Origin of the sequence: Castellaniella sp., assembly GCF_049671645.1 — a bacterium.
Taxonomy (GTDB): Bacteria; Pseudomonadota; Gammaproteobacteria; order Burkholderiales; family Burkholderiaceae_B; genus Castellaniella.
The window spans coordinates 51,762-68,133 of record NZ_JBATVG010000002.1; the positions used below are offsets into that span (position 1 = coordinate 51,762).

The 16,372-nt window shown below is 65.8% G+C and carries 16 protein-coding genes; 3 read left to right on the forward strand and 13 right to left on the reverse strand.

The window, feature by feature from the left end; all coding sequences use genetic code 11:
• Positions 1-23: 23 nt before the first annotated feature.
• The 3 genes from mutY to WBG56_RS00420 are packed head-to-tail and all read right to left on the reverse strand — an operon-like array spanning position 24 to position 2,742.
• Positions 24-1,166: an A/G-specific adenine glycosylase gene (mutY, locus tag WBG56_RS00410; RefSeq protein ID WP_424264588.1), complete on the reverse strand. Its 1,143-nt coding sequence runs from the start codon at positions 1,164-1,166 to the stop codon at positions 24-26.
• Positions 1,166-2,074: a cell division protein FtsX gene (locus WBG56_RS00415; RefSeq protein ID WP_424264589.1), complete on the reverse strand. Its 909-nt coding sequence runs from the start codon at positions 2,072-2,074 to the stop codon at positions 1,166-1,168. Before WBG56_RS00415 ends, mutY begins: the two co-directional genes overlap by 1 nt.
• Entirely contained in the window at positions 2,071-2,742 is a 672-nt protein-coding gene (locus tag WBG56_RS00420; protein WP_424264590.1) for a cell division ATP-binding protein FtsE, read from the reverse strand. Before WBG56_RS00420 ends, WBG56_RS00415 begins: the two co-directional genes overlap by 4 nt.
• A gap of 175 nt (positions 2,743-2,917) precedes the next feature.
• Here WBG56_RS00420 and WBG56_RS00425 point away from each other — a divergent pair, with 175 nt between their 5' ends.
• The gene (locus WBG56_RS00425; protein WP_424264591.1) at positions 2,918-3,571 is read left to right on the forward strand and encodes an OmpA family protein; all 654 of its coding nucleotides are present in this window, start codon (positions 2,918-2,920) and stop codon (positions 3,569-3,571) included.
• Positions 3,572-4,296: 725 nt separating this feature from the next.
• On the opposite strand, the gene thiC is transcribed toward WBG56_RS00425, so the two are convergent.
• Together thiC and WBG56_RS00435 are read right to left on the reverse strand one after the other, a co-directional pair.
• A complete protein-coding gene (gene thiC / locus WBG56_RS00430) occupies positions 4,297-6,210 on the reverse strand; it encodes a phosphomethylpyrimidine synthase ThiC (protein ID WP_424264592.1) in 1,914 nt (637 codons plus the stop codon).
• Positions 6,211-6,435: 225 nt separating this feature from the next.
• The gene (locus WBG56_RS00435; protein ID WP_424264593.1) at positions 6,436-6,807 is read right to left on the reverse strand and encodes a helix-turn-helix domain-containing protein; all 372 of its coding nucleotides are present in this window, start codon (positions 6,805-6,807) and stop codon (positions 6,436-6,438) included.
• 157 nt (positions 6,808-6,964) lie between these two features.
• On the opposite strand from WBG56_RS00435, the gene WBG56_RS00440 reads away from it, so the two are divergent.
• A complete protein-coding gene (locus tag WBG56_RS00440) occupies positions 6,965-7,696 on the forward strand; it encodes a helix-turn-helix domain-containing protein (protein ID WP_424264594.1) in 732 nt (243 codons plus the stop codon).
• Between the two features lie 36 nt (positions 7,697-7,732).
• Here the strand turns inward: WBG56_RS00440 and WBG56_RS00445 are convergent, their stop codons facing one another.
• Positions 7,733-8,983, reverse strand: coding sequence for a D-amino acid dehydrogenase (locus WBG56_RS00445; protein ID WP_424264595.1), 1,251 nt, complete (start codon positions 8,981-8,983; stop codon positions 7,733-7,735).
• Positions 8,984-9,259: 276 nt separating this feature from the next.
• Between WBG56_RS00445 and WBG56_RS00450 the strand changes: the two genes are divergently transcribed.
• The gene (locus WBG56_RS00450) at positions 9,260-9,748 is read left to right on the forward strand and encodes a winged helix-turn-helix transcriptional regulator (protein WP_424264596.1); all 489 of its coding nucleotides are present in this window, start codon (positions 9,260-9,262) and stop codon (positions 9,746-9,748) included.
• Positions 9,749-9,781: 33 nt separating this feature from the next.
• On the opposite strand, the gene proB is transcribed toward WBG56_RS00450, so the two are convergent.
• The 7 genes from proB to hemL all read right to left on the reverse strand — a co-directional run bounded on the left by proB (position 9,782) and on the right by hemL (position 16,356).
• Positions 9,782-10,945: a glutamate 5-kinase gene (proB, locus tag WBG56_RS00455; RefSeq protein ID WP_424264597.1), complete on the reverse strand. Its 1,164-nt coding sequence runs from the start codon at positions 10,943-10,945 to the stop codon at positions 9,782-9,784.
• Between the two features lie 106 nt (positions 10,946-11,051).
• A complete protein-coding gene (obgE, locus tag WBG56_RS00460; protein ID WP_424264598.1) occupies positions 11,052-12,155 on the reverse strand; it encodes a GTPase ObgE in 1,104 nt (367 codons plus the stop codon).
• 70 nt (positions 12,156-12,225) lie between these two features.
• Positions 12,226-12,486 (reverse strand): 50S ribosomal protein L27, encoded by a 261-nt coding sequence (rpmA, locus tag WBG56_RS00465; RefSeq protein ID WP_298014471.1) that lies wholly within the window; start codon positions 12,484-12,486, stop codon positions 12,226-12,228.
• An 18-nt stretch (positions 12,487-12,504) separates the two neighbouring features.
• On the reverse strand, positions 12,505-12,816 hold the full coding sequence (gene rplU, locus WBG56_RS00470; RefSeq protein WP_424264599.1) for a 50S ribosomal protein L21: 312 nt from the start codon (positions 12,814-12,816) through the stop codon (positions 12,505-12,507).
• Positions 12,817-12,980: 164 nt separating this feature from the next.
• Complete coding sequence (gene argJ / locus WBG56_RS00475) at positions 12,981-14,207, reverse strand: bifunctional glutamate N-acetyltransferase/amino-acid acetyltransferase ArgJ (protein ID WP_424264600.1); 1,227 nt, start codon at positions 14,205-14,207, stop codon at positions 12,981-12,983.
• 184 nt (positions 14,208-14,391) lie between these two features.
• Positions 14,392-14,922 carry a MarR family winged helix-turn-helix transcriptional regulator gene (locus WBG56_RS00480; RefSeq protein WP_424264601.1) on the reverse strand — a complete coding sequence of 177 codons (531 nt, stop codon included), beginning with the start codon at positions 14,920-14,922 and terminating at the stop codon, positions 14,392-14,394.
• A 156-nt stretch (positions 14,923-15,078) separates the two neighbouring features.
• Positions 15,079-16,356: a glutamate-1-semialdehyde 2,1-aminomutase gene (gene hemL, locus WBG56_RS00485; RefSeq protein WP_424264602.1), complete on the reverse strand. Its 1,278-nt coding sequence runs from the start codon at positions 16,354-16,356 to the stop codon at positions 15,079-15,081.
• Positions 16,357-16,372 lie beyond the last annotated feature (16 nt).

Here is a 16,372-nt window from a genome sequence, read left to right on the forward strand (position 1 = left end):
TGGCCCGGCGTGTCCGGAGTCCTTCAGGCGACGGGCGGATACAAACCCAGCAAAAGGCGTGACAGCGGCGCGGGCAGGCCGACTTCTTGTAGTTGCGCAATGGGTATCCAGGCCGACGTCCCCTCGTATACCGGGATCACGGCCGGGTTGCGCGGCTGCGGCTTGACCGAAGACGCCAGGGGGACATGCCCGCCATCGGCCAGGGCCCGGATCGCGGAGCGGGGGCCGGGCGCTCGCACCCGCACCGGCCGCATCAGCAGGCGGAAGTGCGTGAACACGTGTTCGATGCCTGCCAGGGCCTGCATCCCCCTGGACGCGGCCGGCAGCCCCGCGCAGGCGGCGTCCAGCGCCGACTGGTCGTCGAAGGTCGGCAGCGCCCACAAGCCGCCCCAGATGCCGGTATCGGGTCGCCGCTGCAGCCAGAGGTGGTCTTCGCATTCCATGATCAGCATCCAGCAGCAGTGCCGGGCCTGGGCGCGCCGGACGCGGGGGCTGGGCAGGGTGTTCTGCAAACCTTGCTGCCGGGCGGCGCAGTCCGCCGCCAGCGGACAGCGCGGGCAGTCCGGCCGGGATCGGGTGCAGATCGTGGCGCCCAAGTCCATCTGACCCTGAGTGTAGGCCTGCATGTCCAGGTCGGCGGGGGCCCGATCCAGCCAGGCCTGGGCGTGCGCCCAGAGCGCGCGCAGCGTGGCGGTGGCGCCGGGGTCGCCCTGCAGGGCCAGATGCCGTGCCAGCACGCGGCGGACATTGCCATCCAGGATCGGGGCGCGTTCGCCGTAGGCGAAGGCCGCGATGGCGGCCGCCGTGGAGCGACCGATGCCGGGCAGGGTTTCCAGTTCGGCGGCGCTGCGGGGGAATTGTCCGGCGTGCCGGTCGCGGATCGCCTGGGCGCAGCGGTGCAGATTGCGGGCGCGGGCATAGTATCCCAGGCCGGCCCAGGCCCGCAGCACTGCATCGGCGGGCGCATCGGCCAGCGCCACGACCGAGGGAAAGCTGTCCAGGAAGCGCTGGTAGTACGGGATGACCGTGGCGGCCTGGGTCTGCTGCAGCATGATTTCCGACAGCCAGATCCTGTAGGGATCGCGGGTATGCTGCCAGGGCAGGCCATGGCGGCCGGACTGCCGCTGCCAGGCCGCGATGCGGGATGCGGGGTCTGTCGCCGCCATCAGAACTGCGTATGCCGGGTAACGGACAGGCGCGCGGCGATCGCCCCCAGCAGAATGATCAGGATGCCGGACAAGAGCAGATCCGGCGCAGCCGGCAGGTGCAGGGACCAGTCGATGCCATAGCTCTGTGCGAAATGTCCCAACAGGGTGTTCAGCGGCGCCATGGCCAGCCAGGCCAGCAGCAGGGCCAGCAGGCTGGCTGCCAGGCCGGTCAGGGCGCCCAGGTACAGGAAGGGCCGTCGGACGAAGGATTCGGTCGCGCCGACCAGTCGTGCCACGGCGATTTCTTCCCGCTGGGTCAGGGCCTGTAGCCGCACGGTGTTGAATACCGTGGCCAGGACCACCACGATGACGGCGATCGCCAGCAGGCCCAGGCCTACGCGGACGAACGACAACAGGGATTCCAGGCGTCGCACCCATTCGCTGTCGAGCTGCACGTGATCCACCCCCGGCCATTGCCGCCAGGTGTCGGCCAGTGCGCGCGCCTGTTGGGCGGGGGCATCGGAATCCTTCAGGGTCACGATCAGGGCGTCGGGCAGCGGATTGTCGGCCAGGGCGTCCAGGGCCTGAGCCCAGGCCGGGTCCGCGCGCAATTGCGCCATGGCCTGGTCGCGCGGCAGCAGCCGGGCATCCGATATCTTGTCGCCCGCCTGATCCTGCAGGCGTTTGAGCAGGGCCTGTTGCTGGTCGGCCGACGTGCCCGGGGTCAGGAACAGGGTGAGTTCCGGGGCCACGGCCAGTTGCCTGGCCAGCGGTTGACTGGACTGCAGCACGGCGGCGCCCAGGATGGGCACCGCCAGCATCAGGGCGATGACGACGATGTTGGCCAGGGACGAGAAGGGGTGCAGGCGCAGCCGGCGCAGGGCGACCCGCAGGGCGTAGCGGTGGTGGTGCAGCCAGCGTTTCATGCGGGGACTCCGGCTTGGTCGGTGAAGCGGCCGGCGTCGATGTGCAAGGTGCGCTGGGCATAGCGGGCCATCAGGGCCGTGTCGTGCGAGGCGATCAGGGTCGTGACCCCGACTTGGTTGAAATCCCGGAAAACATCCATGATGTGTGTGGCGCTGTCGTGGTCCAGGTTGGCGGTGGGTTCATCGGCGATCAGGATGGCCGGGCGCCCGACGATGGCCCGGGCGATCGCCAGGCGCTGCTGTTCGCCGCCGGACAGTTCGATGGGCAGCATGGCTTCCTTGCCGCGCAGGCCGACTTTCTCCAGCGCGGCGCGCGCCCGGGTGGTTGCCATCGCGGGCTCCAGGCCCTGCACGGCCAGAGGCAGCAGCACATTGTCGAACGCATGGCGGTCGAACAACAGGTGGGCGTCCTGCAGGATCAGGCCGACGGTGCGGCGCAGGTAGGGCAGTGTGCGCGACGACAGGCGATCGATGCGGTGGTTGTTGACGGTGACCGCCCCCCGGCTGGCGGGCTCCAGCCCTCCCATCAGTTTCAACAGGGTGGATTTCCCCGCCCCCGAGGGGCCGGACACGAAGATGAATTCACCCGGCTCGATGCGAAAGTTGACATCAGCCAGGATGTTGCGGCCGCGCCCGTAGGATTTGAAGACGTGCTGAAATTCGATCATAGGGTCTCTGTGCCGGGCCCTGGCGCCCGTTCGACCTGATTGTATTCCGTGTCACCCGACCGGATGGCGAGCCCGGGTGATCTGCGACGAAAAGCCAGAATCGCAACAAGGACTTACATTTGTGCGGACACATCCTGCTACGCTAGGCGAATCTCATTACGCACAGGAGAGTGCCATGGCAACGGCAACATATTATGTCCCCCGGATAATGGCGGTCGGCAGTCTGGTTTTTCTCACGGCGTGCGCCAATGTGTCCCCTCAGGGCCAGAATACGGCCATGGGCGCGGGCGCCGGCGCGGCTCTTGGCGCCGGCCTGGGCGTGCTGATCGGAGACAGCAGCAAGGCAGCGCTGATCGGCGCGGGCATCGGGTCCGTGGTCGGCGGGGTGGTGGGCTATAACTGGAAGGGCATCAAACAGGATGTCGAGAAGTCGGGGGCGTCCAATTTAGGGGTTGCCGTGATTGAAATGCCAGATGGGACATTGAAGGTCAATATTCCCAGCAATGTGTCTTTCGATACGAATAAGTCCGTGCTGAAGCCGGAACTGCTGCCGGTGCTGGATAGTGTGGCGCGGGCTTTGAATCAGCATCCGGAATTACGGGCCAAGGCGATCGGGTATACGGATACGACGGGCTCGGATGCGATCAATATGCCGTTGTCGCAGCGGCGGGCGGGGGCGGTGACGCAGTATCTGGCGGGCCAGGGTGTTGCGCCGGGCCGGCTGACGGCGGAAGGCCGGGGGTCGGCGAGTCCGGTGGGCGACAACAATACGCCGGAAGGGCGGGCGCTGAACCGGCGGGTGGAATTGTTCCTGTACGCGGTGAAGTGATCTGATTGTTCGTCTGAGTTCTTAAGCCGCCCGGAGAGGCCATGCCCCCTCTGCCGACTGTGTCAGGCGGCCCTTCGGGCTGCCCGGATCTTCTTCGTCCGGGCGGGCGTCGGGCGAACTCGTCGCTTCGCTCCTCAAACACGCCCGACGAAATCCCCCGCCCTCCCTTCAGAAGCATCCGGCGCCAGACAATGTCGGCGCCGGGGGCATGGCCTCCCCGGGCTCAGAGCGGCGTATTTTGGCGAAAAACGGCCTGTTGGGGCGTGGATGCGCGGAATGACGGGTAGTGTGTCCTCTTCGGCCAGTGCGCGTGTTCGGGTTTGAATTTTCCGCATGCTACTGACTCAGCCGGCGCAGCGCCTGGTGGTGGAGCGACCATTCGACTGGTGCCGGATGCTGACGAAGGGAACGCGGGGGATTTCGTCGGGCGTGTTTGAGGAGCGAAGCGACGAGTTCGCCCGACGCCCGCGTGGACGAGGCAGATCCGGGAAGCCCGGAGGGCCACCAGGAGTGGTCGCGGAACCACCGGGCGCTGCGCCGGCTGCGCCAGCAAAAAACAACAGCGCATGCAAGTACAGAGCCGTGTGTCGCCAAGTGCACCGGGGGAAACCACCGTGATTGCGAGGCGAGACAGCAAGTCCCTACAGCTTTGAACGCAGGAGGCGATCAACGGTTCCGCCCAGCGTCGACCCGGCGGAACCGTTGAAGACATCAGAAACCGCTCATCACGCCTTCTGATAGATCTCCGCCCCCTGCTCGATGAACTCAGCCGATTTCGCCGCCATCCCCTGCGCCAGGGCGGTGGCTTCGTCCAGACCGTTGTCCTTCGCATAATCCCGCACATCCTGCGAAATCTTCATGCTGCAGAACTTCGGCCCGCACATCGAACAAAAGTGCGCCACCTTCATCGAATCCTTCGGCAGCGTCTCGTCATGGAACGCCCGGGCCGTGTCCGGATCCAGCCCCAGATTGAACTGATCGTCCCAGCGGAACTCGAAACGCGCCTTCGACAAGGCATTGTCCCGGATCGCCGCGCCCGGATGGCCCTTCGCAAGATCGGCTGCGTGGGCGGCGATCTTGTACGTGATGATCCCGTCCTTCACATCCTTCTTGTTGGGCAGGCCCAGATGTTCCTTCGGAGTCACGTAGCACAGCATCGCCGTGCCGTACCAGCCGATCAGCGCTGCGCCGATCCCCGACGTGATGTGGTCGTAGCCCGGGGCGATGTCCGTCGTCAGCGGCCCCAGGGTATAGAACGGCGCCTCGTGGCAGTGCTTCAACTGCAGATCCATGTTCTCGCGGATCATCTGCATCGGCACGTGGCCGGGGCCCTCGATCATCACCTGCACGTCGTGCTTCCAGGCCACCTGGGTCAGCTCGCCCAGGGTGCGCAGTTCCGCGAACTGGGCCTCGTCGTTGGCGTCATAGCCCGAACCGGGACGCAGGCCGTCGCCCAGGGAAAAGCTGACGTCATAGGCCTTCATGATCTCGCAGATGTCTTCGAAGCGTTCATACAGAAAGCTTTCCTTGTGGTGCGCCAGGCACCACTTGGCCATGATCGATCCGCCGCGCGACACGATCCCGGTCATGCGGCTGGCCGTCATCGGCACGAAAGGCAGGCGCACACCGGCGTGGATGGTGAAATAGTCCACCCCTTGCTCGGCCTGCTCGATCAGCGTGTCGCGGAAGATCTCCCAGTTCAGTTCCTCGGCCACGCCGCCCACTTTTTCCAGGGCCTGATAGATGGGCACCGTGCCGATGGGCACCGGGGAATTGCGGATGATCCATTCCCGGGTCTCGTGGATGTGCTTGCCGGTGGACAGATCCATCACGGTATCGCCGCCCCAGCGGATTGCCCAGGTCATTTTCTCGACCTCTTCGCTGATGTCGGAGCGGATCGCCGAGTTGCCTATGTTGGCGTTGACCTTGACCAGGAAATTCCGGCCGATGGCCATGGGTTCCACTTCCGGGTGGTTGATGTTGGCCGGAATGATGGCGCGACCTCGGGCGACTTCGTCGCGCACGAATTCCGGCGTCATGGCCTGCGGGATGGCGGCGCCGAACGACTGGCCGGGGTGCTGGCGCGTCAGGCGCTCGGCCAGGCGGGCGCCTTCGGGGCCGCTGTTGCGCAGGCTCTCCACGTAATGTTCGCGGCGCATGTTTTCCCGGATGGCCACGAATTCCATTTCCGGCGTCACGATGCCGCGTCGCGCGTAATGCATCTGCGTCACGTTGGCGCCGGGGCGGGCTCGGCGCGGGGCTCGGGTGCGGGCGAATCGCAGGGCCTCCAGTTCCGGGTCGGACTGGCGGGCGCGGCCGTATTGGCTGCTCAGGCCGTCCAGCACCTCGGTGTCCTGGCGCTCCAGGACCCAGGGCAGGCGCGGAGCGCCCAGGCCTTGCCGGATGTCGATGACGGCGTCCGGGTCGGTGTAGGGGCCGCTGGTGTCGTAGACCGTCAGGGGCGGATTGCTTTCGCCGCCGAACAACGTGGGGGTGTCGTCCTGCCGGATTTCCCGGAACGGGACGCGGATGTCAGGGCGGGAACCCCGTTCGTAGATCTTGCGGGAGGCGGGCAGCGGCTGGACGGCGGCGTTGTCGACCGTAGCCTGAGTGGCGAAAAACTGAGGATTGGCGTTCAAGAGGAAGCTCCAGGTTCGAAAAATTTCGGAAATGGAGCCGAGTCGGGGAGGACGGGAAGCGCGTTCCGGGGAAGAGCTGGACACCGCGCACGCTCCCAGCATCGGCATTATCCGTACTGGTACGAAGGGTGTTTCTCAACCCGCCGGCATTGCCGTCGAGTACCCCTGCGAGAGGGGAAGTATAAGGGGATTGCCCGGTGTGCGCCAGCGCGCTCCCGGGGCAGGTCAGTATTTGGCGGGGGACAGCAGGCTGTCGATCAGGGCCGAGACGGTCGCCTCCACCGCTTGCCGGTCTTTTGGCCTCAGCGACCAGAATATCCGGGGTTCGATGGAGGGGAACGGCCAGGGGGACACGGGATCGTGCATGGTGGCGGGAGTGTGGGGGGCAGGGTGGGCGGCGCCGTCGCCGCGACTCAGCCAATAGATGTCCACACCCAGCGCCTGGGCCAGGTTCAGCAGCTTCTTGGGGGAACGCCGGCTGCCGTTTTCGTAGCTGGAAATGGCGCTTTGCGACAGCCCGCACGCGTGCGCCAGCTGCGCCTGTGACAGGCCCAGCCGGATCCGGGTTTGCCGCAATCGTTCGCCAAAGGTTTCCACGCCCTCATTGGACTAAAAACGGATAACACGTTGGTGGTCATTGGATATCACTAATGTAATAATAAGAGACTGAATAAGGATACTTGCCGTGCCCGGATCATCCTGAGGATGATCGCAGACGCGGGCACAGGGGGGACGAATGATCCGGGAAGGCATCATGAGCGGTCAGGTGGTCTGGGCGCTGGCGCAGGCGGATAGCGCCTGGCTTCGTAGCCTGGTATCCGTGGGTTGCAGGGTGATGAGTTTTCCGGATGCCCCGGCCCTGCGCCGCGCAGCGGGGCGGCCAGGGGCGGGGGAACCCGCGGCGCTGGTGCTGCTGGCCGATCTTGCCTCCAACTGCAGGGCGGCGCAGTCCGCGCGGCTGGCCTGGCCCGGCTTGAGTCTGGTGGCCTGGCATGGTCAGCAGGTGGGTCCGGAACAAGCGGCCCTGTTGTCTGCCGGGGTGGATTACGTGCTGCGGCCGGGAGACCCGACGGACTTGCTGGTGTCGGTGCTGATGGCGCTCGCCTATCGGCGTGTGCGTTTCGGGGCGACCGTGCCGCCCGGTCTCTTCGCGCAGCCGGGCCAGGCGGGGGCGGATCTGCGGATCGGCCCATGGCGCCTGGCGGATCTGGGATGGGCCTTGGAATACGAAGACGCATTGCTGCGCCTGACCGTGTCGGAACGCGCGCTCTTGTTGTGTCTGTTTGAAGCCCCGGGTCATGTGGCCAGCCACGCCGACCTGATTGCCGCAGTGCTGCAGGTCTGGCAACCACGCCAGCAGGCCCGCATTCGCGATCCCCGGTGCCGCAGCATCATCAGCCGCCTGCGCCAGCGCGCCTGCGGGGCCGGCATGCCGGCCCCGCCCATCGAATCCTTGCGGGATTTCGGCTATGCCTGGGCTTTGTGACGGCGGCGTGCGAAACCCTCCGCCTGCCAGGGCCCGCTAGTGATAGCGCTGTACCCCCAGATCGTCGCTGCGGATGGCGGTGGACTGGCCGGAGACAATATCGGCGATCAGGCGGCCGCTGCCGCAGGACATGGTCCAGCCCAGTGTGCCGTGGCCGGTGTTCAGGAACAGATTGTCCAGCCGGGTGCGCCCGACGATAGGGGTGCTGTCCGGGGTCTTGGGGCGCAGACCGGTCCAGAAATGCACGTCGCCGGGTGTGTAGCTGCCCGGGAACAGGTCGTTCAGGACCATCTCCAGGGTGCGTTGGCGGCGCGGGTCCAGGTGGGTGTCGTAGCCGACGACCTCGGCCATGCCGCCCACGCGGATGCGCTGCTCGAACCGGGTCAGGGCGATCTTGTAGGTTTCATCCAGCAAGGTGGAAACGGGCGCCCGCTCGGGGTTGGCGATGTCCACGGTGATGGAATAGCCCTTCATGGGGTAGACCGGGATGTCCACGATGCCGCGCAGCAGCAGGGGGGAATACGAACCCAGCGCCACCACGTAGGCGTCGGCCTGCAGCAGACCGGACACGCATTGCACGCCGGTGATGCGCCCGCCTGCCTGGTGCAGGGCCTGGATGGTTTCGCCATACCGGAACTGCACGCCCCGGGCTTCGGCCAATTGGGTCAGGGCGTGGGTGAAGAGCCGGCAATCGCCCGTCTCGTCATCGGGGGTGCGCAGGCCGCCGGCCAGCTTGTGGCGCACCTGATGCAGGGCGGGTTCGTAATCCGCCAGATGGTCGCCGTCGATCAGTTCGTAGGCCACCCCGGCGTCGCTCAGGGCCTGCACGTCGCGCTGGGCGTCATCCATCTGTTTCTGGGTGCGGAATACCTGCAGCGTGCCCTGGCGGCGGCCTTCGAACTGGATGCCGGTGTCCGACTGCAATTCATGCAGGCACTGGCGGCTGTAGGCCGACAGGCGCAGCATGCGGTCTTTGTTGGCGGCGTAGCGAGCCGGCGTGCAGTTGCGCCACATGTCGAACATCCAGCGCAGCTGGAACAGGCTTCCATCGGGCCGGATGGTCAGCGGCGCGTGCTGGGTGAACAGCCATTTCAGGGCTTTCAGGGGAATACCGGGCGCCGCCCAGGGGGACGAGTAGCCGAAGGACAGTTGGCCCGCATTGCCGAAGCTGGTTTCTTCCGCAGTGCCGGATTCCCGGTCGATGACGGTCACTTCGTGTCCCTGGCATGCCAGGTAATAGGCGCTCGTGACACCCACGACGCCGGCCCCCAAAACAAGAACCTTCATGGTCGAACCTCGATAGGATTAATTTTTGATGATGATAGGCAATAATCTCAGGTGATTTTTCATGAAAAAATAAGGTTTTCATGATTTTTGGCCTGTGGGGTCTAGCCAAACTATAGGTAGCAGGACAAAATGCTGGCAGGGCGCGCGCCCTGCTCCGGTTTGGTTTTTTTGCCTGTTGCAGGCTGTTTTCGCGGGCCCTTGCGCAGGCGCCCGGTTTGCCGTCCGTGCCGGATGTCGCGCCCTTGAAGGGCACGGCCCACTCTCTCAGGAAACCTCATGCGTATTCAAAAAGAATCCGTTCATGCGCTGGACAAGATCGATCGTCGCATTCTGGATCTGCTGCAGCAAAATGGGCGTCTGTCCATGACGGAACTGGCGGATGCGGTCGGCCTGACCGTGACGCCGTGCATCGAGCGGGTGCGGCGCCTGGAACGTGATGGCGTCATCACAGGCTACCATGCCCGGGTGTCTCCCGCCGCGCTGGACGCGGGACTGCTGGTTTTTGTGGAAATCAGCATGTCCAGCAAGTCGGAACGCACCTTCGAGGAATTCCGCCGCGAAGTGCTGTGCGTGCCCCAAGTGCTGGAATGCCATCTGGTGTCGGGTGAATTCGACTATCTGATCAAGGCCCGCATCAAGGAAATCGGCCAATACCGCAATCTGCTGGGCAATATCCTGTTGCGGCTGCCTGGGGTGACGCAGACCAAAAGCTGCGTGGTGATGGAAGAGGTCAAGGAGACGCTCTTCATTCCGGCGCAGCGATAGCCAGTCGACTTCTGTCCGCGGCGTGTCGGCGGATTATTCGTCGCTCTGCGGAGCGCGGGCCCGCGCCACCACCAGGTTGTCGCGGTGGATCAGTTCGGGGTCGGACAAATGCCCCAGGATATCCGCGATGCGGGCGCTGGGCTGGCGCATGATGCGCACGGTGTCGGCCGCCGAATAATTGATCAGGCCTCGGCCGCATTCCACCCCGTGTTCGTCGACGCAGGCCACCACGTCGCCGCGTTCGAAATCGCCTTCCACGTCCGTGACGCCGATGGGCAGCAGGCTGCGATGGCCCTGGGTCAAGGCGCGCACGGCGCCGGCATCCAGGGTGATGCGGCCGCGCAGGCGCAGATGGTTCACCATCCAGCGCTGGCGGGCGGACCTGACCGGCAGCACGGCCCGCAATTCGGTGCCGATGGCCTCGCCGGACGTCAGGCGCTGCAGCACGGCGGGTTCGCGCCCGGATGCGATGATGGTATGCCCGCCGCTGTTGGCGGCGCGTCTGGCGGCCAGGACTTTCGTCAGCATGCCGCCCGTGCCGATGGCGCTGCCCGACCCGCCGGCCATGGCTTCCAGGGCGGGGTCGCCTGCCTGGCCCTGGTGTATGAACCGTGCGTCGGGATGCTTGCGCGGGTCGGCGCTGTACAGGCCCGCCTGATCCGTCAGGATGACCAGCACGCGGGCTTCCACCAGATTGGTCACCAGGGCGCCCAGCGTGTCATTGTCGCCCACCCGGATTTCGTCGGTGACGACGGTGTCGTTCTCATTGACGATGGGCACGACCCCCAGGTTCAGCAGCGTCACCAGGGTGCTGCGGGCGTTCAGGTAGCGGCGCCGGTCAGCCAGGTCTTCGTGGGTCAGCAGGATCTGGGCGGTGCGGATGCCGTGGCGGGCGAAGGCCGCCTCGTAGGCCTGGATCAGGCCCATCTGGCCGACGGCTGCCGCCGCCTGCAGTTCGGACATGGCCTTGGGGCGCCGCGGCCAGCCCAGGCGGGCCATGCCTTCGGCAATCGCGCCGCTGGACACCAGAACGAGCTGGCGCCCCGCCGCGTGCAGGGCCGCGATCTGTTCGGCCCATTGAGAAACCGCCTGCAGGTCGATGCCCCGTCCTTCGTTGGTGACCAGGGATGAGCCCACTTTCAGGACCAGCCGATGGGCGTCCCGGGCGACGGAGGGAGAAAGGGCGGGCGTGGACATGCGGTTCATGCCGGAATGAGCGGCGAAGGATGGGGGCTGGGCTGTCTGGCGAGGCCCGCGATGCGGGTCTCGCCAGGGGATGTTCTGGAGTTTAGCGCAGCGCCGTTCAGGACGGCGTCTGCCCGGGTTGCGCCTCCGGCGCGCCGGCAGTGCCTGTGAAGCGGGGGTCGTCGTCGTGCGCATGCGCGGCGCGTTGCTGTTCGTCCAGCCAGGACTGGATGGCGCCCATCAGTGACTGGGCGCCCGACCCGGTCAGGGCGGAGATCCCGAACACCGGGCCTGTCCAGTTCAGCTCGCGGCAGATGCGTTCCTGGATGGCGGCCGGGTCTTCGACCATATCCAGTTTGTTCAACACCAGCCAGCGCGGCTTGGCGGCCAGCTCGGGGCTGTAGCGCTCGAGTTCGCGCACGATGGCCTGGGCATCCTGGACAGCCTGGGCGCAGGCGTCGATGTCGGGATCGGGTGAGTACACGTCCAGCAGGTGCAGCAGCACCCGCGTGCGGCTGAGATGCCGCAGGAACTGATGCCCCAGCCCGGCGCCTTCGGACGCGCCTTCGATCAGGCCCGGGATGTCGGCGATGACGAAGCTGTGCGAGGGCGACGTGCGCACCACCCCCAGGTTCGGGTGCAGCGTGGTGAAGGGGTAATCCGCGATCTTGGGCTTGGCGTTGGAGACGCGCGTGATCAGCGTGGATTTCCCTGCGTTGGGCATGCCCAGCAGGCCGACATCCGCCAGGACCTTGAGTTCCAGCCGCAGACGGCGCTGTTCGCCTTCGCGCCCCGGAGTGAACTGGCGCGGCGCCCGGTTGGTGCTGGACTTGAAGTGCAGATTTCCCAGGCCGCCGTTGCCGCCGGCCGCCAGGGTGACCTGTTCGCCGTGGCGGTCCAGGTCGAACAGCTGTTCGCCCGTATCGGCGTCGTGGATTACGGTGCCGACCGGCATGCGCAGGACGATGTCGGCGGCGCCGGCCCCGTATTGATCCGAGCCCCTGCCGTTTTCGCCGTTCTTCGCCCGATGCAGGCGGGCGTAGCGGTAGTCGATCAGGGTGTTGATGTTGCGGTCGGCGATCGCCAGGATCGAGCCGCCGCGGCCGCCGTCGCCGCCATCGGGCCCGCCCATCGGGATGAATTTTTCCCGGCGGAAGCTGGCTACGCCATTGCCGCCCTTGCCGGCGACGACTTCGATGGTGGCTTCGTCTACGAATTTCATGATGAATACATTCTAATGAAAAAAAAGACCCTGCTGGAGAGCAGGGCCTTTTCCCGGTTTGATGCGATGATCAGTTCACCGCTTCGACCGAGACGGTGCGCTTGTTCAGCGCGCCTTTGATCGAGAACTGCACGGTGCCGTCCACCAGGGAAAACAGCGTGTGGTCCTTGCCGATGCCGACGTTCACGCCGGGGTGAAACTGCGTGCCGCGCTGGCGGACGATGATGCCGCCAGCCAGGATCGCCTGGCCGCCGTAGACCTTCACGCCCAGTCGTTTCGATTCGGAATCGCGGCCGTTACGAGTTGAGCCGCCGCCCTTTTTGTGTGCCATGATTGTGCTCCTTGAGGATCAGGCCGCAACGGCGTCGATGCGGATTTCGGTGTAGTTCTGACGATGACCTTGGCGCTTTTGGTAGTGCTTGCGCCGACGCATCTTGAAGATCTTGACCTTGTCGTGACGACCTTGCGCAAGAACAGTGGCTTTGACCGCAGCGCCAGCGACGAAGGGCGTGCCGATCTTCAGCGTTTCGCCTTCGCCGACCGACAACACCTGGTCCAGCGAGATTTCTTGCCCAATGTCAGCCGGTATCTGTTCGATTTTCAGTTTCTGGCCAGCGCAAACACGATACTGTTTGCCGCCGGTTTTTATGACCGCGTACATGGGGATTTCCTGTGAAAATTCCCGGTTTCCGGGGCGGCGTTTCTACGCGAAGCGCCTGTCTGTGCCAAAAACCGGGGATGCCAAAAATGGCCAAGCTTTGTTAAAAGCAAGGCCAAGCCCGTCATTTTTGCAGAATTCGTCTTGCAAATCAAGAGGGTGTGGATTCAGGACCGGTAATCCGCATTGATGCTGACGTATTCGTGCGAAAAATCGCAGGTGTACACCGTATCGGCCACGCTGCCGCGCCCCAGGGCCACACGCACCAGGATTTCGGCTTCGGCCATCACGCGCTGGCCGTCCTCTTCCCGGTAGTGCGGATCGCGCCCGCCTTGGGTGGCGACCTGGACATCGCCCAGCCACAGCGTCAGCCTGGAGACGTCCAGGTCGTCGATGCCGGCGTAGCCGATGGCCGCCAGGATCCGGCCCAGATTGGGGTCGGATGCATAGAAGGCGGTCTTGACCAGGGGCGAATGGGCGATCGCGTAGGCGACCTTCAAGGCTTCGTCCGTGGTGGCGGCCTGTTCCACGCGGATCGTCATGAACTTCGTGGCGCCTTCGGCGTCGCGCACGATTTTCTGCGCCAGTTCGCGAGCGGCGTCGGTCAGGGCCTGGGCCAGCGGCGCGTAGCGCGGATCGTGCTCGGATTCGATGCGGGCGCCGCTGGCGCCGGTGGCGATGATGATGAAGGAATCATTGGTGGAGGTATCGCCGTCCACCGTGATGCGGTTGAAGGATTGATCGGCGATCCGGCGGGTCAGCGCTTGCAGCAGCGCGGGCGCCAGTCCGGCATCGGTGCCCAGGAACCCCAGCATGGTGGCCATGTTGGGACGGATCATGCCGGCGCCCTTGCTGATGCCGGTGATGGTGACGGTCGCGCCGCCCAGGTCCATCCGGCGGGAATGGATCTTGGGCTGGGTGTCGGTCGTCATGATGCTGTGCGCGGCTTCGAACCAGTGGTCGGGCTGCGCGTCCGCGATGGCGGCCGGCAGCGCGGCGATCAGGCGGTCGACGGGCAGGGGTTCCAGAATGACGCCGGTGGAAAAGGGCAGGATCTGGTCGGCCCGGACCTGCAGTTCGCCCGCCAGGGCGTTGCAGGTGTCCCGGGAGGCCTGCAGGCCCGGGGCGCCGGTGCCCGCATTGGCGTTGCCCGTGTTGATGACCAGGGCGCGGATGCCGTGCTGCGCTGCCAGGTGGGCCTCGCAGACCTGGACGGGCGCGGCGCGAAACCGATTGCGCGTGAAGACGCCCGCCACCGATGCGCCTTCGTCCAGCAACAGCACGGTCAGGTCGCGGCGGTCGGCTTTGCGGATGCCGGCCTCGGCGGTGCCGATGCGGATGCCGGGGACCGGGAAAATGGCGTCGCGCGCCGGAATGTGCAGGTTGATGGCCATGGTGCTCGTGCGTCTGGGTTGCCTGCGCGATGCGCAGGGGGCAAAAACAAACCCTCATTCTATGACGAATGAGGGTGCTTGGGATGAAGGCCGACGGCCGGCTTGGCGGCGCCGGGGCCGTATCGCGGCGTGTGGGTGAGAGAGAGGCGCGTCCGGTGCCGGGCAGGCGCGGAAAGGCCCGGCTTCAGACCGCGGGCAGCCGCGCGTAGGTCGCCTGCTTCAGATCGCCCAGCAGGTCGAACAGCGTATTGCGGGCCGTCGGGGCCAGACCGCCCAGCAGCGACTGGATCCAGGTCTCGTGGGCGCGTTGCATGCGCCGATGATAACGGCGGCCTTTCAGCGTCAGGCGGATCAGGGAGCTGCGCCGGTCGCCGTCGTCTTTCATGCGTTCCACCAGGCCGTCTTTCTCGAGCTGGTCCGTGATGCCGGTCACGTTGCCATTGGTCACCATCATCAGGCGCGACAGTTCGCTCATTTTCAGACCCTTGGGCGCATGGGTCAGTTGGGACATCAGGTCAAAGCGCGGCAGGGTCGTCTGGAATTCGCTGCGCAGACGGCTGCGGACCTCGTTTTCGATCAGGGTGCAGCAGCTGAGCATGCGCAGCCACAGGCGGATATCGGCGGGTTCCTGGCCGGTGGTCCGGGTTTCCAGGTCCGGGATGCCCAATGCAACGGCGGGGTGTTGCGTGGCGGCGTAGTGGGTATAGTCGGTCATGGCGCGCCTTCGGGCCGCGCGGGCGGCCACGGTAATGTGATTGACGGACTTAGTTTAGGGGTCCAAGGATGGCGCGTCCTTGTCCTGGGTCAAGAAACTTGAAGTTCTTATCAATCCGCGGATCGGGGGCGCCGACAGGCGCCCCCGGAGAGGTGTTCACAGGGCGGCAAATACCTGGTCCGCCGCGTCCAGCGTGGCCTGGATGACGGCATCGTCATGGGTGATGGACACGAAACCGGCCTCGAAAGACGATGGCGCGAAATGCACGCCGGCATTCAGCATGCCGTGGAAGAAACGCCGGAAGGCGTCCTGGTCGCAGGCGGATACTTCCGCCAGGCTGGTCGGGGCGTTCTCGCGGAAATAGATTCCGAACAGTCCCCCTTGCCAATCGCCGCTGAAAGCCACGCCATGCCGGCGCGCGCGTTCCACCAGCCCCTGGATCAGCTTGCCGGTCTGCGCGTGCAGCCGGTCGTAGAAACCGGGTTCGGCCAGGCGTCGCAGCGTCACCAGCCCCGCTGCGACGGCGACCGGGTTGCCCGACAGCGTGCCCGCCTGGTACACCGCGCCCAGAGGGGCGATGTCGGCCATGACGTCGGCGCGGCCGCCGAAGGCGCCCACCGGCATGCCGCCGCCGATGATCTTCGCCAAGGTCGTCAGGTCCGGCGTGATGCCGGACAGGCCCTGCATGCCTTGCGGTCCGACCCGCAGCCCGGTCATGACCTCGTCGAAGATCAGCAGGGCGCCGTGCCGGGTGCACAGCGCGCGCAGGCCTTCCAGGAAGCCCGGAGCGGGGCGCACCAGGTTCATGTTGCCCGCCATGGGTTCGACGATGATGCAGGCGATTTCGTCGGGATACTGCGCGAAGGCGGCTTCGACGGCGCCCAGGTCGTTGTAGTCCAGCACCAGCGTGTGCTGCACGAATTCCGGGGGCACCCCGGCCGAGGATGGATTGCCGAAGGTCAGCATGCCCGAGCCCGCCTTGACCAGCAGGCTGTCGGAATGGCCGTGATAGCAGCCTTCGAACTTGATGATCTTGTGGCGGCCCGTGTGGCCCCGCGCCAGGCGGATGGCGGACATGGTGGCTTCGGTGCCGGAACTGACCAGCCGCACCTGCTCGATGGACGGGATGCGCTCGATGATGGCTTCGGCGATCTGGATTTCGGCTTCGGTCGGGGCGCCGAAGGACAGGCCGCCTTCAGCGGCGGCCTGCACGGCGCGGATGACTTCCGGGTCGGCATGGCCCAGGATGGCAGGCCCCCAGGATCCGACGTAGTCGATGTAGCGGGTGCCTTCGGCGTCCCATAGGTACGGACCCTGGGCCCGCTGGATGAACGGCGGCGTGCCGCCCACCGACCGGAAGGCGCGCACGGGGGAATTGACGCCGCCGGGAATGGCGCGGCTGGCGCGTTCGAACAGTTCGGTATTGCGGGGCATGGATCGGTTCCGGTAG

Excerpts from the sequence above, each read along its gene's own strand:
- mutY (WP_424264588.1), bottom strand. The coding sequence starts at position 1,166 with ATGGCGGCGACAGACCCCGCATCCCGCATCGCGGCCTGGCAGCGGCAG.
- WBG56_RS00415 (WP_424264589.1), bottom strand. The coding sequence starts at position 2,074 with ATGAAACGCTGGCTGCACCACCACCGCTACGCCCTGCGGGTCGCCCTG.
- WBG56_RS00420 (WP_424264590.1), bottom strand. The coding sequence starts at position 2,742 with ATGATCGAATTTCAGCACGTCTTCAAATCCTACGGGCGCGGCCGCAAC.
- WBG56_RS00425 (WP_424264591.1), top strand. The coding sequence starts at position 2,918 with ATGGCAACGGCAACATATTATGTCCCCCGGATAATGGCGGTCGGCAGT.
- WBG56_RS00440 (WP_424264594.1), top strand. The coding sequence starts at position 6,965 with ATGAGCGGTCAGGTGGTCTGGGCGCTGGCGCAGGCGGATAGCGCCTGG.
- WBG56_RS00445 (WP_424264595.1), bottom strand. The coding sequence starts at position 8,983 with ATGAAGGTTCTTGTTTTGGGGGCCGGCGTCGTGGGTGTCACGAGCGCC.
- WBG56_RS00450 (WP_424264596.1), top strand. The coding sequence starts at position 9,260 with ATGCGTATTCAAAAAGAATCCGTTCATGCGCTGGACAAGATCGATCGT.
- proB (WP_424264597.1), bottom strand. The coding sequence starts at position 10,945 with ATGTCCACGCCCGCCCTTTCTCCCTCCGTCGCCCGGGACGCCCATCGG.
- obgE (WP_424264598.1), bottom strand. The coding sequence starts at position 12,155 with ATGAAATTCGTAGACGAAGCCACCATCGAAGTCGTCGCCGGCAAGGGC.
- rpmA (WP_298014471.1), bottom strand. The coding sequence starts at position 12,486 with ATGGCACACAAAAAGGGCGGCGGCTCAACTCGTAACGGCCGCGATTCC.
- rplU (WP_424264599.1), bottom strand. The coding sequence starts at position 12,816 with ATGTACGCGGTCATAAAAACCGGCGGCAAACAGTATCGTGTTTGCGCT.
- argJ (WP_424264600.1), bottom strand. The coding sequence starts at position 14,207 with ATGGCCATCAACCTGCACATTCCGGCGCGCGACGCCATTTTCCCGGTC.
- WBG56_RS00480 (WP_424264601.1), bottom strand. The coding sequence starts at position 14,922 with ATGACCGACTATACCCACTACGCCGCCACGCAACACCCCGCCGTTGCA.
- hemL (WP_424264602.1), bottom strand. The coding sequence starts at position 16,356 with ATGCCCCGCAATACCGAACTGTTCGAACGCGCCAGCCGCGCCATTCCC.